We start from the raw sequence: 19,153 nt of genomic DNA on the forward strand, positions 1-19,153 counted from the left end.
GTGAGACAGGCGAAAACATTACTCCCACTGCGAAGGGGATTCCAGCTGCTACAGGTTGCGTGTTCAGATCAGGTGAAGGTGGTTGTCCCAGAGCCCCGCAGGCAATTCCAGAGGTTTTGCAACAAGGTTTGTCTGGCGGCAATCGTAGAACCGGCAACGGCCTTGCCCGGAGGTCACGACAAAACCATCGGCCACGGCCCCGACCCCGGCGCAATCGGGAAGCGGTGCATCCAGGCGTACTTCACCGCTGTCCAGGTCCCAGATAAAAAAGCGGTTGCCCCGCGGCGCGGTCAGGGCGACCAGGCGCAGTTCGCTGTGTACGGCAACGCTGGCGGTGTAATGCCCCATGGCCTGTAACTGATGCTCAGGCACCGGGAAGGCCACGAACGGTTGACCGGGACGCTTGATTGCCAGCAGCTCCGAAGACTCGTGAGCATCGCCCATGAACTGCTGACCGGCGACGATGGTGCCGTCACTGGCGATACCCAAGTGCCGCACGCTGTTCATCTGCTGGGCCAGTGTTTCCTTGCTCAGCAGCGTGCCGTCGCGTTGCATCAGCACAAGGCTCGGCTCCATGGCATTGAGGTTCATCTCGACCCGGCTTTCGGCCTCGGTGCGAATGCCGCCGTTGGCCACCACCAGCGTCTCGCCATCGGGCATCCACGACACCTGATGCGGGCCGACGCCGTGGGTGGAAATTTCGCCGCTGTGCACCAGTCGCTCACCTTCGAACTTATACACACCAAGCAGGCCACGGCCCGGATCGGAGGTGTCGTTTTCGGTGGCGTACAACCAGTCACCGCTCTGGTGAATCACCGCGTGACCGTAGAAGTGCCGGTTCGGCTGCGACACCACGGTTTGCAGCAGCGTGCCGTCGCGCAGGTCGATCAGGTAGCTCTCGGTGCCCGGACGCCGAGCGACGAATAGCGCAATCGGCAGTGTCGGGTGGTTGATGATGTCATGGCAGCGCTGACCGACCTGGGTGGCAAACACCCGGGTGCCGTCCAGTCGATAACCGACGGCATAGTGCTTGCCGTCACCGTCGTCCCGCGCCGAGAGCAGCAGCGGGCTTTTGTCCTTTTGCTTGAACAGCGTCCAGCCGCCCAGTGTCACCGCACCCAGCAGCAAACTCCCTAACGTCAGAGCCTGGCGTCGCAGCATGGCACTTGCCCTCATCAGTCGCCGTCGTTGGCGTTGAAGCCCAGTTGGATGCCCAGCGCCTTGGCCAGTTCGCCTTCGTGCAAGCGGTGGACAACGTTGAGGCTGTCATAGATGTCGTTCAGCTGCTGGCGACCGGCATCGTCGGTGAGCATGTCGGTCAGCGAGCGCTGGTTGCCGGCAAGCAGTTTCAGGGACGCTGCGTAGGCCGCGTCGATCTTGTCGGCCAACGGTTTTTGCTCGTTCGGCAGCAGACCGCGCAGGCCTTTGTTGTCGACACCCACCCAGACGGTTTGCGCAGCGCTCAGGCTTGCTTCCATGCCTTTGAGCGACGATTGGCTGCGCCAGGCATCGGCCTGGAATGGCTGTGGCGTACCCTTGCTCTGACGGCCCATCGGCGTGCCGAGTTTTTTCTTCAGGGTGTCCAGTGCAGTCACTTGCACACGCAGCAGATCGGCGATCGCTTCGTGTGAGTCGGCGTAGCGCTGGTTGGGGAATTTGCTCATCTGCGCGAGCATGCCGTCGTTGGTGTTCCAGCGCGACAGGATCTCTTCGGCCAGTTGCTTCTGACGCTCGCCAATGGCGGTCAGCAGCGGGCAGTATTTGGCTTTCTGAGCGCTGTCGGCCATGTCGATCTTGCTGTCGAACAGGATGTATTCATAAGCCGAGAGGCCTTGCACCACGACGCTGGACTTGGCCAGGGCGGCAGCATCGATCTGCGGCTGCGCAGTGACCAGTTGCTCGACTTGACGGCCGACGAGGTTTTTCTTGTCCGGCCAGAACTGCACCTGCCACGAACGGTTGCCTTCGGCCAGCGGCCCGATCAGCAGCGGTTGCAACTCGGCCCAGGCTTTTTGCGCGTGCAGGAAGTCGGCGCGAGCGGTGTCCAGGGTTTCCTTGCCTTGGCAGAACGCCAGGGCGCTGACCGCCAATTGCCGGTCGGCTTCAACCCAACGACTGTAGCTCGGCAGGATCACTTGCTTGGCGATGGCCGCCGAGGTGACCGCTTGCGGATCCTGGGGCGAACAGGCGCCCAGGGCGAGGGCGGCAAGGCTGGTGAACAACAATTTGGGACGGAACATGTCGGGCTCCCGCTGAAGGAATACGTATTAAAGGGAATTCAAAAACGCCAGCAACGCCGCGCGCTGCTCGGCGTTGAAAGACAAAACCTGTTGCTGCGCCGCTTTTGCCTCGCCGCCATGCCAGAGCACGGCTTCGAGCAGGTTGCGGGCGCGGCCGTCGTGCAAAAACTGGGTGTGTCCGCTGACCGTCTGCGTCAGGCCGATGCCCCACAACGGCGGCGTACGCCAGTCGCGGCCACTGGCCTGGAACTCGGTGCGGTTGTCGGCCAGACCGTCGCCCATGTCGTGCAGCAGCAGATCGCTGTAAGGGCGAATCACTTGATTGGCCAATTCAGGTTCCGCGGCGTTGGCGGCGGTGGTGTATTGAGGGGTGTGACAGGACTGGCATCCGGCCTGGAAAAACAGATTCTTGCCGGCCAGCACCTCAGGTGCGCCAACATCGCGACGGGCCGGCACGGCGAGGTTACGGCTGTAGAACAGCACCAGACGCAAAATGTTGTCGCTGACTTCCGGCTCGCCATCGGGGCCATTGCCGTTGGGCGCCTGTTTGCAAGCAGTTTGGGCGTCGGTGCAGTCATCAATGGGTTTCAGGCTGGTCGTGAGGCCCATATCACCAGAGAACGCATGAACATTCTGCTGATTGAGGTTCGGTTGCCCGGCTTTCCAGCCAAATCGTCCGAGAACAGTCTTCTGCTGCGCGTCGTCCCAGACCCGGTTCGGTCGTCCGGCGATGCCGTTTTTCTCCCGGGCCTGAGCCTCGGCGTTGGCCAGGATGGCCTCGTCGGGAATCGCTTCAAGCAAGCCCAGGCCAATCATCGGCGGTGCGATGCGCGCCGAGAAACGTGTGTCCGGGTGCATCGGGCCGTAGCCGAGTTGGGTCATCTGCAAGATTGGTTTACGCAACTCGATTTCGCTGCCGTCCTTGAAGCGTACCGGGACCGGCGTGTAATCGACACGCACCTTGCCTTCCGGGGCGACGCCGGGCACCGCCATGTCCTGGAACTGGCCGCCGTAGACCGGCTCCGGCACCACGCCCAGTTGTTCGATGACCTTGGCGTAGGCGGGGGCATTGGGAATCGACAGGCGTACCAGCATCGACACCGCATTCGGCGCATCGGGCGTTGGCGGATGACCGCGCCCGTCCTTGATGTGGCAGTTCTGGCAGGCGTTGGTATTGAACAACGGGCCGAGGCCATCGCGGGCGGTGGTGGTCGACGGCGCGATCACCCAGGGGCTGCGAAAGAAGCTATTACCGACGCTGAAGTCGACGCGTCGTGACGGCGCCAGATTGGCGGAGGGCAAGGAGAATGCGTTCTTATCGGTCTTGCGCACTGTTGCGCTGCCACCGGACCGGGCTTCACCAGGTTCGGCCTGGGTAAAACGCGGGGCGTCATCGCAGGCACTCAGGCCCAGGGCCAGCAACAGTGCAGACAAGCGAAGAGGCAGCGTGGGCATCGGACATCCTGCAAGACGAGCAAAACAAGGGCGCAAAGTCTAACAGGGCAGGGGAGTTTGAATAAGAGGAATTATCGTTTGGTTGATGTGAGGCAGGGTTTGATGTCAGACCGCGTCGCCCCCATCGCGGGCAAGCCACGCTCCCACAGGGTTTTGCGCTGACCCCGTGGGAGCGTGGCTTGCCCGCGATGAGGTCATCAGCATCACCCAAAAGACAGGCATGAAAAAGGCGACCCGAAGGTCGCCTTTGTATTCGCTCAGCCAGCGTTGATCAGAACTCGTGATCAGCGTTGTCCGGGTTCAGGTCGCTGATGCCCAGTTTGCCGGCGGCAGCTTCGATCGAACCGGTCTGCTTGACCAGAGAGGCAATGGCGTCGCGCACGATCTGATTGCCAGCGGTGTTGCCGGCAGCGATCAGTTGGTCGTAGTGCTCACCCTTGTTGGCGTGGTCGACCATGATCTGGATCTTGGCTTCGGTCGCAGCCAGGTCGGCTTTCAGCGCGGCATCGGCAGCCGGGTCGGCCTTGGCCACCAGGGACGACAGGCTGGCGCCGGTCATTTTGGTGCCGTCGACACGGGTGTATTCGCCCAGGTACACGTTACGAATGCCTTTGGCATCGTAGAAGTGCGAGTTGTGGGTGTTGTCGCTGAAGCAATCCTGTTCGTCTTCCGGGGAGTTGGCTTCCAGGGAAACCTTCATGCGCTCGCCCGCCAGTTCGCCCAAGGACAGGCTGCCCATGCCGAACAGCATTTTGCGCAGACCGGATTCAGCCGGTTCCGCTTCCAGGGTGGCGCGGTAGTTGTCGGCCACGTTCGGCTTCCAGTTACCGACCATTTCTTCCAGGTCGTTGACCAGCAGTTGGGTCACGGATTTCAGGTAAGCGCGACGACGATCATTGTGACCGCCGGTAGCGCCTTTGCCTTCCAGGTAGTCGGAGGCTGGGCGGTTGCCGGCGCCAGGGCCGGTGCCGTTCAAGTCCTGGCCCCAGAGCAGGAATTCGATGGCGTGGTAGCCGGTGGCGACGTTGGCCTCGGAACCGCCCAGCTCGTTCAGGCTGGCGAGTTTTTCCGGGGTGATGTCTTTCACGTCGACCTTGTCTTCGCCAATCTGAATCTGGGTGTTGGCGATGATGTTGGCAGTAGCGCCCGGGTTACCCAGTGCGTGTTCGTAGGATTTGTCGACGTAGTCGATCAGGCCTTCGTCCAGTGGCCAGGAGTTCACCTGGCCTTCCCAGTCGTCGATGATGGTGTTGCCGAAGCGGAACACTTCGCTTTGCAGGTAAGGCACGCGGGCCGCGACCCAGGCAGCCCGGGCGGCTTTGAGGGTGTCGGCGTCCGGCTTGGCGAGGAACGCGTCGACGGCGGTTTGCAGGGTTTTCGCGGTGGATTCGGCATCGCTGTAAACGGCAAAGACCATGTCGGCGTAATGCGCGACCACAGCCTTGGCGGCGGCTTCATCGACTTTAGCGGTGGTAGCAGGCGCAGCTGTGCTGGCGGCCGGGGTCGGCGCTTGTTGAGCGGCAGCCTTGTCTTTGCCTTCGCCGCAACCGGCGAGGGAAATAGCGATGGCCAGCAGACTGGCGGTGGCCAGAGGCATACGAATCATGGCGAACATCCTGCTTCGGTGATGGAGTGGGCGCGCACGGGCGGCGCGCAAAAGTGCGACATAATGCAAATCTTTCGCATTATCTGTAAAGGGTTACGCCTGCAAATATTTCTTATTCACGCAGATCAAAAGATCGCCGTTGTTTCAGAGGATGGCCGCGTTACTGCGCTGGGCCTGCTTGAGGTAGACGCTCAATTCCCGCGCCGGCAGCGGTTTGCTGTAGTGATAACCCTGACCTTCGTGGCAGCCTTCGGAGATGATGTAGGCCTCTTGCTCGGCGGTTTCCACGCCTTCGGCAATCACCTGCATGCCCAGGCTTTTGCCCAGCTGGATGATGGCCCGGACGATGGTCGCATCGTCGTCGTCATCGAGCAGGTCCTGGACGAAGCTCTTGTCGATCTTGATCTTGTCCAGCGGCAGGCTTTTCAGATAACTCAATGACGAATAACCGGTGCCGAAGTCGTCGATGGCGATCAGCGCGCCGGAGCGACGCAGGCTCAGCAAGTGCTGGGCGGCGGTGCTGATGTCTTCCATCAGGCCGGTTTCGGTGACTTCCAGCTCCAGGCTGCGCGGTGGCAGGCGGTAGATCTGCAGCAGGTTATTGACCACCCGCGGCAACTCGGCGTGGTGCAATTGCACGGTGGACAGGTTCACCGCCATGCGCAGGTCGACGAAGCCCTGATCGTGCCACTCGCGCAGTTGTTTGCAGGCCTGGTCCAGCACCCATTCGCCGATGGCGATGATGGTGCCGTTCTGTTCGGCCAGCGGAATGAACAGGTCCGGCGGCACCAGCCCATGCTCGGGATGCTGCCAGCGAATCAACGCCTCGACACCTACCACGCGATGATCGCGGTAGCTGATCTGCGGCTGGTAGACGAGGTAGAACTGGTCGCGGATCAAGGCGTCACGCAGATCTTTTTCCAGCTCGCGACGCCGACGCATTTCCGTGTCGACGCTGGCGATATAGAACTGATAGCGGTTGCGCGAGCGCGTCTTGGCCAGGGTCATGGTCTGCTCGGCTTTTTGCAGCAGCTTCTCGGTGCTGTCACCGTCCTCGGGGAACAGGGTGATGCCGATGGTGGCGCGCAGGCGGATTTCCTGATGATCGAGGGCGAACGCCGCTTCCAGATCATCGAGAATGCTTTGGGCCAGTTCGGCGGCTTCGTAGGGTTGTTCGATGTCGGCCTGGACCAGCGCGAACTGGTCGCCACCCAAGCGGGCGAGGGCGCCGAGGCGGCCGCTGTGAGCCCGCAGGCGATCGGCCAGGGCCAGCAGCAACTGGTCGCCGGTCTGGTAGCTGAACTGTTCGTTGACGCCTTTGAAGTCATCGAGCCCGACACACAACACCGCGACCCGACGCTGCAGTTTGCCGGCGTCGACAAGGATCTTGTCCAGCTGTTGCTGCAATTGCTGGCGGTTCGGCAGACCGGTGAGAAAATCGTACTGGGCCATGCGTAACAGGCTGTTTTCTGCTTCGTGGCGCAGGTGAGTGTTGCGCTCAATGGATTCGAGCAGCTGGTTGGCGGTGTTGATCCAGACCCCCAGCTCGTTTCTTTCATGACCCTTGAGCTGTGGGATCTTGTGGGCGCTGGGCCGGTCCGGGTTGATTTCAGTCAGATGTTCGATGATCCGCGACAATGGTTTGGTCAGCAGCCAGTGGTAAACCAGATACAACACCAGGCTCATGGCCAGCGCGCGCAAGACGCCAGAGATGAAGATGATCACCGAACTGACGATGAAGCTCTGGCCGTAGGTGGCGGTGTCGAGGGTAATGCTCAGGTCGCCGTAGTACTCGCTGTAGGGACCGCGACCCACCAGTTGGGTGGTGAACGTGCGTTCCTGGCCGAGGATCAGGTCAGTCAGCCAGCGGCTGTGGGACTGCTGAAGCTCGCGGGATTTTTGCGCGAGCATGGCTTCGTGGGGGTGGCCGATGGAGGCCATGCGCACGGCGTCATCCTGGAACAGGCCTTCGATCACCTGCATGCCCATTTCCCGATCCAGGCTGTAGACCGCCTGAGTGGAGGGATCGCGGAACATGTCGAGGATGCGCTGGGCATCGTTGGCAACCGCCTGACGTGTTTTATAGGCATCGAAAACAATCTGTGCGCAGCTCAAGACCACGCCGACGATCAATGCCGACAGGAGCACGACCCGGAGTAACTTCACCGACAAGCTGTTCTTGAGTTCCAGCTTCAAAGGGTTATTCCTTGTTCCGTGCGGGTAGCGTCAAGTTGCCATGAGTATTGGCAATCCCGTGATGGCAGTCAAAGGGACAATCCAACCCGGGGGATATTGCCGGTAGCTTGGCCGATATGCTGCTGTTTGGAGTATTTGCCCTATTAACACTGTGTCGGTTGCCGGGGCCCTCAACTTGAGGCGGTTGAGGCAATTTTTCCTTGTGTTGATGTTAGACCGCTGTACTGCGGGGGCAAGAGGGCGAATGCGGCTCGCGTTGTGGGAAAGCACGCCTTACGTACAGATTTTCGATGGCATAAAAAAACCCGGCATAAAAGCCGGGTTTTTTGACTGGCGCGAAGCTTAAGCGGTGAAGGTTTTGCCTTCGAACTGCTCAGCCACGAATTTCCAGTTGACCAGGTTCCAGAACGCTTCGACGTACTTCGGACGAAGGTTGCGGTAGTCGATGTAGTAAGCGTGTTCCCAGACGTCGCAGGTCAGCAGCGGGGTATCGCCGCTGGTCAGCGGGTTGCCGGCGCCGATGGTGCTGGCCAGGGCCAGGGAACCGTCAGCCTTTTTCACCAGCCAGCCCCAACCGGAACCGAAGGTGCCGATGGACGTTTTGCTGAACTCTTCCTTGAACTTGTCGAACGAACCGAAAGCAGCGTTGATGGCATCAGCCAGAGCGCCGGTTGGTTGACCGCCGGCGTTTGGCGCCAGGCAGTTCCAGTAGAAAGTGTGGTTCCAGACCTGAGCGGCGTTGTTGAAGATACCGCCCGAGGAAGTCTTGACGATTTCTTCCAGGGTCTTGCCTTCGAACTCGGTGCCTGGCACCAGGTTGTTCAGGTTCACGACATAGGTGTTGTGGTGCTTGTCGTGGTGGTATTGCAGAGTTTCCTCTGAAATGTGCGGCTGCAGGGCATTGTGCGCGTAAGGCAGCGGCGGCAATTCGAAAGCCATGATGATTCTCCTAATCAGGTCAGTTGCGGTGAGCGCAAGGCCGATCACGGGCGGCCAGACATGCGCCGGGGAGTTTGTACTCTTTGCGGCGCAGGGATCGGATCATAGCACCGGGGGTGCGGCATAACCACGCAACAACTGTGTGGAATAGAGGTTCCAGAGCCTTTTGGAATAAATCATGAAGCGATGATTAACTGGAACGCTACGGTGAACATCATTACGGCCACCAACAGGTCGAGGATTCGCCAAGTGCTTGGCCGTGCCAACCACGGTGCCAACCACGCTGCGCCAAGGGCCAGGGTAAAAAACCACAGCAACGATGCACTGGCCGCGCCCACGACATAAGCACCGGGCTCGGTCTGTTGTGCGCCAAGGGAGCCGATCAGCAACACGGTGTCCAGGTAGACGTGCGGGTTGAGCAAGGTCACCGCCAAAGCGCTGAGCAGCACCGCCCGTAATGAGCGCACGGTCTGGTTCTCGCCGTGTTGCAGGCTCTGTTTCGAGCACGCCCGACGCAGCGCCAGGCTGCCATACCACAGCAGAAACGCCGCGCCACCCCAACGAGCGATGGCCAACAGAGTCGGGTTCTGCGCCAGCAACGTCGCCAGGCCGAACACCCCGGCGGCCACCAGCAACGCATCGCAGGTTACGCAGAGCGCCGCCACCGGCAGGTGATGTTCACGTCGAAGGCTCTGCGCCAACACAAACGCATTCTGAGTGCCGATCGCCATGATCAGCCCGGCGGCCACCAACAGGCCGTTCACATAGCTTTGCCACATAAGATTTTTACTCCGCGTTGGCCGCCAGATCCCGCAGTACCTGCAGGGCGCGTTCGGCATCGGCCTGGCCGACGAACAAATGGTCGTGGTAGTAGCCGGCAATCACGTTGCAACTGATGCCGGCCTGGCCCAGTGCCGTGGCGAACGCGGCGGTCAGGCCGACGGCTTCAAGGGCTGAGTGCACGTTCAAGGTGATCCAGGCAGCGATGTAGTCGAAGCTGAAACCGGCCTTCTCGGCGTGGGAACGTTGCAGAATCACCGTCAGCCCTTCCTGTTCGCGGAAGCTGCCGACAATCTCAAGGCCTGCGGGCAGCTTGCCGTCAGGCAACGTGCAGAACACGTATTCGCCGTCGTTGAGTTGCGGGCTCATGCTGCGCAGCAGGGTTGCCAAAGAGGTTTCGCCAGCCATGTCGGTGATCCTTGTTCAAGAGTTCTTGCTGGCCATTCTCCGGTGGGAAGTTGTATAAGAAAAACCAATAGTGCTGATCGCTCATTAGGAAAACTGATGTTCGACTACAAATTACTGTCCGCCCTCGCCGCCGTGATCGAGCAGGCCGGATTCGAACGCGCCGCGCAGGTCTTGGGCTTGTCCCAATCGGCCATCTCCCAGCGCATCAAATTGCTCGAGGCGCGGGTCGGCCAACCGGTGCTGGTGCGGGTCACGCCTCCTGCTCCGACGGAGATTGGCCGGCGATTGCTCAACCATGTGCAGCAGGTGCGATTGCTGGAACGCGATCTGCAAAGCCTGGTGCCGGCGCTGGACGAAGAAGGCCTGCCGGAACGCCTGCGTATCGCGCTGAACGCTGACAGCCTGGCCACCTGGTGGGCTGCGGCGGTGGGGGATTTTTGCGCGCAGGAGCATCTGTTGCTCGACCTGGTGGTGGAAGACCAGACCGTCGGCCTCAAACGCATGCGCGCAGGCGAAGTGGCGGGGTGTCTGTGCGCCAGTGAGCGGCCGGTGGCCGGTGCGCGCAGCGTGCTGTTGGGGGCGATGCGCTACCGTGCGTTGGCCAGCCCTGCATTCATTGCCCGGCATTTTCCCCAAGGTGTGCGTGCCGATCAGTTGGCCAGAACCCCGGCGCTGGTATTTGGCCCGGACGATTTCCTGCAGCATCGTTACCTCGCGTCAGTCGGCGTGAACGGCGGTTTCGAACACCATTTATGCCCGTCTTCCGAAGGTTTTCTTCGTCTCACGGAAGCAGGGCTTGGCTGGGGCCTGGTGCCTGAATTGCAAGTGCGCGAGCAACTGGCGCGCGGCCAATTGGTGGAGCTTTTGCCAGATAAGCCGATCGATGTGCCGCTGTACTGGCATCATTGGCGCAATGGCGGTCAGCTGTTGGGGTTACTCACCGATCAATTGGTGCGTTCGTCGAAGCAATGGCTGGTGCCGTTGGACTGACGGCTGGCGTCAAGACCTCACGCCCTATGCAAAACGAAAAACGCAAAACGAAATATTCGGAGCAATACATGAAGATTCTGGTCACCGGCGCAAGCGGCTTCATTGGCGGGCGCTTTGCGCGTTTCGCCCTGGAGCAGGGCCTGGATGTGCGGGTCAACGGTCGCCGGGCCGAGAGCGTCGAGCATCTGGTGCGCCGTGGTGCCGAGTTCATCCAGGGCGACTTGAGCGACCCGCAACTGGCGCGCGACCTGTGTTCCGACGTCGAAGCCGTGGTCCATTGCGCCGGCGCTGTCGGTTTGTGGGGGCGCTATCAGGATTTCCATCAAGGCAACGTCGAGGTCACCGAGAACGTGGTCGAGGCCTGCCTGAAACAACGGGTGCGGCGCCTGGTGCACTTGTCGTCGCCATCGATTTACTTCGATGGCCGCGATCATCTGGGGTTGACCGAAGACCAGGTGCCCAAGCGCTTCAAGCATCCTTACGCCGCAACCAAATACCTGGCCGAGCAAAAAGTTTTCGGTGCGCAGGAGTTCGGCCTCGAAACCCTGGCCCTGCGCCCGCGTTTCGTGACGGGCGCAGGCGACATGAGCATTTTCCCCAGGTTGCTGAAGATGCAACGCAAAGGGCGGTTGGCGATTATCGGCAATGGCCTGAACAAGGTTGACTTCACCAGTGTGCAAAACCTCAATGAGGCGTTGTTCAGTAGCTTGCTGGCCAGCGGTTCGGCCTTGGGCAAGGCCTACAACATCAGCAACGGAGCGCCGGTGCCGTTGTGGGATGTGGTCAATTACGTGATGCGCAATATGGATGTGCCACAGGTGACCCGTTACCGTTCCTACGGCTTGGCCTACAGCCTTGCCGCGCTCAACGAGGGTGTTTGCAAGCTGTGGCCGGGTCGTCCCGAGCCGACCCTGTCGCGGCTGGGCATGCAGGTAATGAACAAAAATTTCACCCTGGACATCAGTCGCGCCCGGCATTATCTGGATTACGATCCGAAAGTCAGTCTCTGGACCGCCCTCGATGAATTTTGCGCCTGGTGGAAGGCTCAGGACATTCGCTGACACACAAGGGCCGCCCCCTACTGAACCGAGTTCGGGGTTCAGGGTCAACCGGTGCGCCAGCGAGGGTTATACTTCGCCGCATCAAGCCATCACCGCGTTTTACAAAGGTTGACTCAATGTCCATGCGTAACGATGCCAACGACGACTTCGACGATGTACCGAGCCTGCGTGCCGACAGCCTCGACGACGATGATTTTCCGACCACCGCGCGCACTTCCGTGCATTCGCGCACCACACCGGTAGTCAAGGTCAAAGGCCCGAGCACCGGCCCGCTGTGGGCGTTGGTCGGTGCGTTGTTCTTTGCCTTCGCTGGCCTTGCCTGGTGGAGTTTCCAGCAGATATCGCTGATGGAACAACAACTGGTGGCGACCCAGGAAAGTTTCGCCCGTATCAGTGAGGAAGCGGCGGGGCGCTTGCAGGACATTTCCGGCAAGGTCGTGGCCAGCCAGTCCACGGTCAACACCGGCAGTGAAGCGTTGAAGCTGCAAATAAAACAACTGGAAGGCAAGCTCCAGGACCAGAGCAAACAGCTGGAAAGCAAACTCCAGGATCAGAGTAAACAGCAGCAAGGCGTGCTCGGCCAGACCTCCGATCTGGACAAGCGCCTGGCGCAAATGACCACGCAGGCCAGCGAACAACAAGCGGCCAATGCTCAGTTGCAGGCCCAAGTCAAAGCCTTGAGCGGCGAGCTGGCCGCGTTGAAGAGCGCACCGGCTGATACCAGCAAAGTCGACGCCCAACTGAAAAGCCTTGGCGCCGATATCGCTGCGCTGAAGCGGCAAGGCAACCCGAGCGCTGCAGTCGAGCGTCTGGAGCAAGACATGATCGTGCTCAAAAGCCAACAGGACAACCGCCCGGCCGCGGCGCAAGGTGGCAACAATACCGCCGAGTTCGACGCCTTCCGTGGCCAGGTCACCCGCAACATCAACACCCTGCAGGCGCAGATCCAGAACCTGCAACAACAGCTGCACGCCCGGCCTCAATAGCCCGATGCAGTGATGTTGTGTGGAGTGGGCCTGTGGAGTGGGACTTTTGTGGCGAGGGAGCTTGCTCCCGCTCGACTGCGCAGCAGTCGCAAATCAGGCACCGCAGGTTATCTGAATAGCGGTGGTGAATGGGTTTGGGGCGGCTGCGCCACCCAACGGGAGCAAGCTCCCTCGCCACAGAAAGCAACACAACGCCTGGTCGCTAGTGGTGTCCGGGCTGACGTCTTCGCGGGCAAGCCTCGGTCTTTCTATCGAACCTTGTCTTCCCGCCCGCGCAACACCCTGTTCGGCATGGCAATCGCCGCCGCCAGCCCCAGCAGCGACACCGCCGCGCTGACCATCAGTAAATGCCTGAAGGTCAGCAGCAGCTCGGCGCGCAAGGCGTTTTGCGCATCCCCCGGCGCGGCGTTCAAACCATCGAGCAAGACATTCCCCGAACGGCCCTCGGCAATCAGCGACGAGCCGGCCAGGTGCGCGAAACTGGAGTCCTGCAACAACGCCAGCAACAGCGCCGACATCAACGCCACGCCCACTGCACCGCCCAGAGCGCGGAACAGATTGGTGGTGCTGGTGGCAACGCCAATGTCCCGTTGATCCACCGAGTTTTGCGTGCCCACCAACGACGTCGGGAACTGCATGCCGCCAGCGATTCCGCAGAGCAACATGAACAGGCTGCTCAGCACAAACGCCTGCGGCGCACTGAACGCCATGCCGAGAATCGCCAACGGCATGAGCAACGCGCCGGTCAGGATCATCGGTTTGTAACGACCGGTCACCGAGGTCCGGCGCCCGGCGAAATAGGCGCCTATCGGCAAGCCCATGGCCAGCGGCAACAGGTGCAGTGCCGCGCTGTCGGCCCCGGCGCCGGTGACGCTCTGGAAGCGCAGCGGCATCAGCACGATCAGGGAAATCGCCTGGAAACTGGTGAAGAAAATCGTGCACCAGCAAAGGATCGCATTGCGGTTGGCGAACAAATGCATCGGCAGCAACGGTTCCCGCGCCCGCCGTTCATGCCAGACGAACACCGCCAGCACCGCCACCGCACAACCGAGCAAACCCGCCACTTCGGGGCTGCGCCACGAATGCCCCTGGCCAACCTGAGTGATGCCCAGCAACAACGCCGTCAGGCCAATGATCATCAGCAACGTACCGAGGTAGTCGATGATCGGCTTGCGCTGCGGCACCGGCAGCCCTACCAGCGTGCGATAAGCCACCCACCAGGCACCCAGGCCCAACGGCAGGTTGATCAGGAATACCCAGCGCCAGGACAGGTATTCGGTCATGTAGCCACCGAGTACCGGGCCGGCCACGCTGGCCACCGCGTACATGCTGCTGAAGTAGCCCTGATAGCGACCGCGTTCGCGCGGTGGAACGATGTCGCCGATGATCGCCTGGCTCACCGAAATCATTCCGCCGGCGCCGATGCCTTGAAAGATCCGCGCCAGCACCAGTTGCTCCATGCTTTGCGCCATGCCGCAGAACAATGAAGCCAGGGTGAACAAACCCATGCCGAACAGCATCAACCGGCGGCGGCCATACAGATCGCCGAGCTTGCCGTAGATCGGCACCGCCACGGTCATCGCCACCATGTAGCCGGAAATGACCCAGGCCAGCAGGCTGACGTCCTTGAACTGCGCGGAAATCGCCGGCATCGACACAGCGACGATGGTCTGGTCCAGCGCGCCCAGAAAGATCGCCAGCATCAGGGCGATCAGCACGCTGCGAATGGCCGGTTTGGGCGTTTCAGGCCGGTTGAGATTGGTCACGGTAAAACCTGCGGGCAGTGATGGACCCGCAAGGAGCAAGGCGAGCGGGAGTGCTCGCCAGTGTAAGTCGATAGGAGCCTATTCGATAGCCTCGTACGGAAGGCCGACGTAGTTTTCCGCGATGGTTTTTCGGCCCGCCTCGGAGTCAACGAAATAGGCCAGTTCCGATTCGCTGATGCGCTGGCTGAATGCGTCGTGCTCGTCGAAGCGATGCAACATCGAGGTCATCCACCAGGAAAACCGTTCGGCTTTCCACACCCGCCGCAGGCAGATTTCGGAATACTTCTCCAGCAAATCAACACGGCCTTCGCGGTAAACCTTCAGCAGAATATTGAACAACGTACTGACGTCGCTGGCCGCCAGGTTCAGGCCTTTGGCACCGGTGGGCGGGACGATGTGCGCGGCGTCGCCGACCAGGAACATCCGCCCGTACTGCATCGGCTCGACCACGAAACTGCGCAGCGGCGCGATGCTTTTCTCGATCGACGGGCCGGTCACCAGCACATCGGCGAGGGCCGCTGGCAGACGGGATTTGAGTTCGTCCCAGAAGCGTTGGTCGGACCAGTCATCGACCTGATCCTGGGCCGGTACCTGAAGGTAATAACGGGTGCGTGTCGGCGAACGCATGCTGCACAACGCAAAGCCCCGTTCATGCCGCGCGTAGACCAACTCCTCGTGAACTGGCGGAGTGTCAGCGAGAATCCCCAGCCAGCCGAACGGATACACCCGCTCGAATACCTTCAGGCAGTCGGCAGGAATCGACTGTCGCGCCACGCCATGGAAACCGTCGCAACCGGCGATGTAGTCACAATCGAGTCGATACGTTTCGCCGTCCTTGTCGAAGGTCACATAGGGTTCAGCGGTTTTCATGCCGTGGGGGACGACGTTGCTGGCTGCATAAATCGTCTGCGCCCCGGCGTCCCGACGAGCGGCCATCAGGTCGCGGGTGACCTCGGTCTGGCCATACACCATCACGGTTTTGCCACCGGTCAATGTTTGCAGATCGATGTGTACCCGGCGCCCGTCCAGGGCCAGTTCGAAGCCGGTGTGAACCAGCCCTTCGGCGTCCATGCGCTGGCCCACCCCGGCCTGACGCAACAGCTCTACCATGCCTTGTTCGAGGACACCGGCACGGATGCGTCCCAGCACATAGTCCGGGGTCTGGCGTTCGAGAATCAGGGTGTCGATGCCGGCGTTATGCAGCAATTGGCCGAGTAGCAAACCAGAGGGGCCGGCGCCGATGATGGCGATTTGGGTTTTTAGTGTTTTCATTGTTTTTATGACTCGCAAGCTCCACGCGACCAACGCCGGTGGATGATTTTTATGGATCGAGTGCTTGCATTTTTCACTTGCGGGTCCGTCAATTGAAGGTGAAAACTGAGCCGATACCTGTACATTCTGCCAATCGGTGCGATTATCGCCCCGTTACCTTCGAGGCCTGGATTGAAGTGATGAACAAGCCCGCCCTGCCATCGATTCCGGTGTTCAAACTCTACGGTGAAAGCCTGGATTGGCCGACCCCCGATTTGCTCCACTGTGAAACCATTTCAAAACGCAGCCGCGAACATCAATGGGAAATAAAACCCCATCGCCACGCTGATTTGTGTCAGTTGCTCTTCGTCTTCAAAGGTCAGGCAGAGCTTGAGATCGAAGGGAAACGCTCACAATTGGCTGAGCCGGCAATCATCATTCTGCCGCCGTTATCGGTGCATGGTTATCGGTTTTCCGAGGACGTCGAAGGGTTCGTCGTCACCCTGGCCGCGCCGCTGGTCGCCCATCTTCAGGCGCAGTTGGGCAATTCGGTAAATGCCCTGGCCCAAGCCGAAAGCTACCCGGCGGGCAAGGACAGCGAGTACCTCAACAGCCTGTTTTCAGCGCTGCAAAGCGAATACACCGGCCATCAACCGGCGCGGGAAATGCTCATGCATTCGCTGGTCAGCGTGATCATGGTGTGGGTCAGCCGTCAGGTGATCCAGCGCCGCGCTGCCAATCAGCGTCCGCAGCGTGCCCGGGAATACCTCAACGGTTTTATCCAGCTGGTGGAGGAGACCTATCGCCAGCACGTCAAGGTCGAGGACCTGGCCCATCGGCTGGGGATTTCCGTGTCCCACCTCAACGGCACGTGCCGTGAACTGGCGGGGCAGCCGGCGTTGCAGATCATGCACGAGCGTCAGTTGCTGGAGGCCAAGCGCTTGCTGACCTACACCAGCATGACCATTTATGAAATGTCCGATGTGCTGGGGTTTTCCGATCCGACCAACTTCACACGCTTGTTCCGACGTCGGGTGGGGATCTCGCCCAAGGCTTTTCGCGACCGCTTGAAGGCCGATCAGGACGCTGCCGATCAGAAGAGCGAGACCTGACCCCCTCACCACAAGGTGTTCGTCAGCGGAGGGCGTTGAGGCTTGCGCTGTGGGGGATGCAGCGCTCGAAGTTGCAGCTCGCGAAGTCATGGGGCACTTTGCGCAACTGTTCGACACGCCAGGCGGCTGTGCCATACAGCGCCAGCGTCGCCGCGCAGGTGATGAAAATGGCGAGGTATCTTCTTGTTTTGATGTTCATGGCGTTGACCTCTGAACGAATACCCTTGGGTACTGCTTTGAGCATAGGTCAGCGCCGGTGAGTTGCCATCAAAACCACCCCACATTTGCTCCGGTTAAAGGCCCACATCCCATGCCGGTTCTTCGGGAAATCTGAGCACCAGAAAATCCAGCATGCTGCGCAACGCCACCGGCATGTGCTTGCGTGAGGCATACACCGCATAGATGTTCATCTGACGGGGCTCGGCCTGGGGCAGCAGGCGGATCAGTTCGCCGCTGTGGATATGCATGCCGGCCAGGTAACTGGGCAGCATCGCCACACCGGCCCCGGCCATCGCCGCGCGCAACAGCGTGCTGGCTTCGTTGGCGCTGATGTTGCCCTGTACCGGCACCGAGACCGGTTCGCCATCCTGCTCGAAATGCCAGAGGCTTTTGCCGAAGTAGGAGTGGGTCAGGCAATTGTGCAGGCTCAGGTCTTCGACCCGCTGCGGCGCCGGGTGCTCGCGCAGGTAAGCGGGGGAGGCGCAGATCACCGAGCGGCAGACCGTCAGCCGCCGGGCGATCAGGTTCGGGTCCAGGTCGTTGCTGGTGCGGATGGCCAGGTCGATGCGCTCATCCACCAGGTTCACCGTGCGGTCGAGCATTTGCAGATCGATGCTTACGCCGGGGTAACGTTTGACGTAGGCGGCCATGGCATCGGCCAGTTGCGCCTGGCCGAACGAGGTGCTGACGCTGATCCGCAGCAGGCCGCGCGGTGCGTCGTCCGGCTCGCTGACGGCGGCTTGCATGTCGCTGGATAAATCGAGCATCTGCCGGCACCGGGGCAGGATTTCACTGCCGGCGGCGGTCAGGCTCAATTTGCGCGTGGTGCGGTGCATCAGGCGTGCGCCGACCCAATCTTCCAGCTCCGCCAGATACCGTGAAACCACCGGCCGCGACAGGTCCAGGTGATCGGCGGCGGCCGATTGGCTGCCCAGGTCCACCACCGTGACGAACACCCGCATTGCTTGTAGACGATCCATGATTTGCCCGCTTTCAGAAACAAACTATGTTCAAGCATCGCATTTTTTGTATCGAACCAGGCAACTAAGCTCTGTCCCATCGCCAAGCACGGCATTCGGACAACGGAGCAACAGATGATCGGCTTCACTTCAATCAAACGCATTCTTCTGGCAACCGCCGCACTGGGCTTCGCGGCCCACGCCGCTGCGGCGTCGACCCTGACCCTGGACGTCTACAACCCGGGCACCAACGCGATCTTCCCAGTGACCTCGGTACTGGTCAGCGGCGAGAAGGAAGCGATTCTGGTGGACGCACAATTCGGCAAATCCCAGGCCGAACAAGTGGTGGAAAAAATCCGCGCCAGCGGCAAGCAACTGACCACCATCTACATCAGCCACGGTGACCCGGATTACTACTTCGGCCTCGACACCGTGACCAAAGCGTTCCCGAAAGCCAAGGTACTGGCCTCGCAACCGACGGTTGATCACATCAAGAAAACCGTCGACGGCAAACTGGCGTTCTGGGGTCCGAAAATGGGCGCCGACGTGCCGAACAAAACCATCGTGCCGCACGTGCTCAAGGGCGACAGCCTGATGCTGGAAGGGCAGAAACTGCAGGTGCTCGGCCTGGATGGCAAGCAACCGGATCGCAGCTTTGTGTGGATTCCGTCGATCAAGGCAGTGGTCGGTGGCGTGGTTGTCGCCGAAAACATTCATGTGTGGATGGCTGATACCCAGACCGCGCAGTCCCATGCCGATTGGCTGACGACGCTGCACACGATCGAAGCCTTGAAGCCGAACACCGTCGTGCCGGGTCACTACCTGGGCGAGAGCGCTCGCTCCCTGGCGGCTGTGCGGTTCACCGCTGATTACATCAAGGCTTTCGACGAAGAAACCGCCAAGGCGAAAGATTCAGCCGAACTGATCGGCGCGATGAAAAAACGCTACCCGACCCTGGGCGAAGAAAGCTCGTTGGAGCTGAGCGCCAAAGTCGCCAAGGGCGAGATGAAGTGGTAACCCGTCGGACCTGAAACTGAACAAGCCTTTGTGGCGAGGGAGCTTGCTCCCGCTCGGCTGCGAAGCAGTCGTAAAACCTGTAAATGCGGTGTACCTGATGGAGTGCAGGGAGCGCTTCGCACTCCAGCGGGAGCAAGCTCCCTCGCCACAAAGGTTGTGCTGATTACA

General features: G+C 60.7%; 17 protein-coding genes. 5 read left to right on the forward strand and 12 right to left on the reverse strand.

Annotated elements, in window-relative coordinates; genetic code table 11:
- Positions 1-63: 63 nt before the first annotated feature.
- From PGR6_RS05630 to PGR6_RS05665, 8 genes are all read right to left on the reverse strand, one after another.
- Positions 64-1,161, reverse strand: coding sequence for a DUF1513 domain-containing protein (locus PGR6_RS05630; protein ID WP_018926579.1), 1,098 nt, complete (start codon positions 1,159-1,161; stop codon positions 64-66).
- A 14-nt stretch (positions 1,162-1,175) separates the two neighbouring features.
- Positions 1,176-2,240 (reverse strand): imelysin family protein, encoded by a 1,065-nt coding sequence (locus PGR6_RS05635; RefSeq protein WP_019651380.1) that lies wholly within the window; start codon positions 2,238-2,240, stop codon positions 1,176-1,178.
- Positions 2,241-2,267: 27 nt separating this feature from the next.
- Positions 2,268-3,695: a di-heme oxidoreductase family protein gene (locus tag PGR6_RS05640; RefSeq protein ID WP_019651381.1), complete on the reverse strand. Its 1,428-nt coding sequence runs from the start codon at positions 3,693-3,695 to the stop codon at positions 2,268-2,270.
- A 271-nt stretch (positions 3,696-3,966) separates the two neighbouring features.
- Entirely contained in the window at positions 3,967-5,301 is a 1,335-nt protein-coding gene (locus PGR6_RS05645) for an imelysin family protein (protein WP_018926576.1), read from the reverse strand.
- A gap of 144 nt (positions 5,302-5,445) precedes the next feature.
- Entirely contained in the window at positions 5,446-7,497 is a 2,052-nt protein-coding gene (locus tag PGR6_RS05650) for a putative bifunctional diguanylate cyclase/phosphodiesterase (protein WP_018926575.1), read from the reverse strand.
- 342 nt (positions 7,498-7,839) lie between these two features.
- Entirely contained in the window at positions 7,840-8,436 is a 597-nt protein-coding gene (locus PGR6_RS05655; RefSeq protein WP_007938876.1) for a superoxide dismutase, read from the reverse strand.
- Between the two features lie 176 nt (positions 8,437-8,612).
- Positions 8,613-9,215 (reverse strand): LysE/ArgO family amino acid transporter, encoded by a 603-nt coding sequence (locus tag PGR6_RS05660; RefSeq protein ID WP_019581534.1) that lies wholly within the window; start codon positions 9,213-9,215, stop codon positions 8,613-8,615.
- A 7-nt stretch (positions 9,216-9,222) separates the two neighbouring features.
- Positions 9,223-9,624: an ACT domain-containing protein gene (locus PGR6_RS05665; protein WP_018926573.1), complete on the reverse strand. Its 402-nt coding sequence runs from the start codon at positions 9,622-9,624 to the stop codon at positions 9,223-9,225.
- Positions 9,625-9,720: 96 nt separating this feature from the next.
- Between PGR6_RS05665 and PGR6_RS05670 the strand changes: the two genes are divergently transcribed.
- From PGR6_RS05670 to PGR6_RS05680, 3 genes are all read left to right on the forward strand, one after another.
- Entirely contained in the window at positions 9,721-10,614 is an 894-nt protein-coding gene (locus PGR6_RS05670; RefSeq protein ID WP_018926572.1) for a LysR family transcriptional regulator ArgP, read from the forward strand.
- Positions 10,615-10,682: 68 nt separating this feature from the next.
- A complete protein-coding gene (locus PGR6_RS05675; RefSeq protein ID WP_018926571.1) occupies positions 10,683-11,675 on the forward strand; it encodes an NAD-dependent epimerase/dehydratase family protein in 993 nt (330 codons plus the stop codon).
- Positions 11,676-11,791: 116 nt separating this feature from the next.
- Entirely contained in the window at positions 11,792-12,661 is an 870-nt protein-coding gene (locus PGR6_RS05680) for a hypothetical protein (RefSeq protein WP_018926570.1), read from the forward strand.
- Between the two features lie 248 nt (positions 12,662-12,909).
- On the opposite strand, the gene PGR6_RS05685 is transcribed toward PGR6_RS05680, so the two are convergent.
- Both PGR6_RS05685 and pobA read right to left on the reverse strand, forming a co-directional pair.
- Positions 12,910-14,427 carry an MDR family MFS transporter gene (locus PGR6_RS05685; protein WP_018926569.1) on the reverse strand — a complete coding sequence of 506 codons (1,518 nt, stop codon included), beginning with the start codon at positions 14,425-14,427 and terminating at the stop codon, positions 12,910-12,912.
- A 78-nt stretch (positions 14,428-14,505) separates the two neighbouring features.
- Positions 14,506-15,699, reverse strand: a complete 1,194-nt coding sequence (gene pobA / locus PGR6_RS05690) for a 4-hydroxybenzoate 3-monooxygenase (protein WP_064616324.1) — start codon at positions 15,697-15,699, stop codon at positions 14,506-14,508.
- Between the two features lie 179 nt (positions 15,700-15,878).
- On the opposite strand from pobA, the gene PGR6_RS05695 reads away from it, so the two are divergent.
- Positions 15,879-16,790, forward strand: a complete 912-nt coding sequence (locus PGR6_RS05695; protein ID WP_018926567.1) for a helix-turn-helix domain-containing protein — start codon at positions 15,879-15,881, stop codon at positions 16,788-16,790.
- A 22-nt stretch (positions 16,791-16,812) separates the two neighbouring features.
- Here PGR6_RS05695 and PGR6_RS30115 read toward each other — a convergent pair whose 3' ends face one another.
- Positions 16,813-16,989 carry a hypothetical protein gene (locus PGR6_RS30115; RefSeq protein WP_167331182.1) on the reverse strand — a complete coding sequence of 59 codons (177 nt, stop codon included), beginning with the start codon at positions 16,987-16,989 and terminating at the stop codon, positions 16,813-16,815.
- 94 nt (positions 16,990-17,083) lie between these two features.
- Complete coding sequence (locus tag PGR6_RS05705) at positions 17,084-17,989, reverse strand: LysR family transcriptional regulator (protein ID WP_019581528.1); 906 nt, start codon at positions 17,987-17,989, stop codon at positions 17,084-17,086.
- A gap of 114 nt (positions 17,990-18,103) precedes the next feature.
- Here PGR6_RS05705 and PGR6_RS05710 point away from each other — a divergent pair, with 114 nt between their 5' ends.
- A complete protein-coding gene (locus PGR6_RS05710; protein WP_064616325.1) occupies positions 18,104-18,985 on the forward strand; it encodes an MBL fold metallo-hydrolase in 882 nt (293 codons plus the stop codon).
- Positions 18,986-19,153 lie beyond the last annotated feature (168 nt).

It is taken from the genome of Pseudomonas sp. GR 6-02 (assembly GCF_001655615.1).
Taxonomy (GTDB): domain Bacteria; phylum Pseudomonadota; class Gammaproteobacteria; order Pseudomonadales; family Pseudomonadaceae; genus Aquipseudomonas.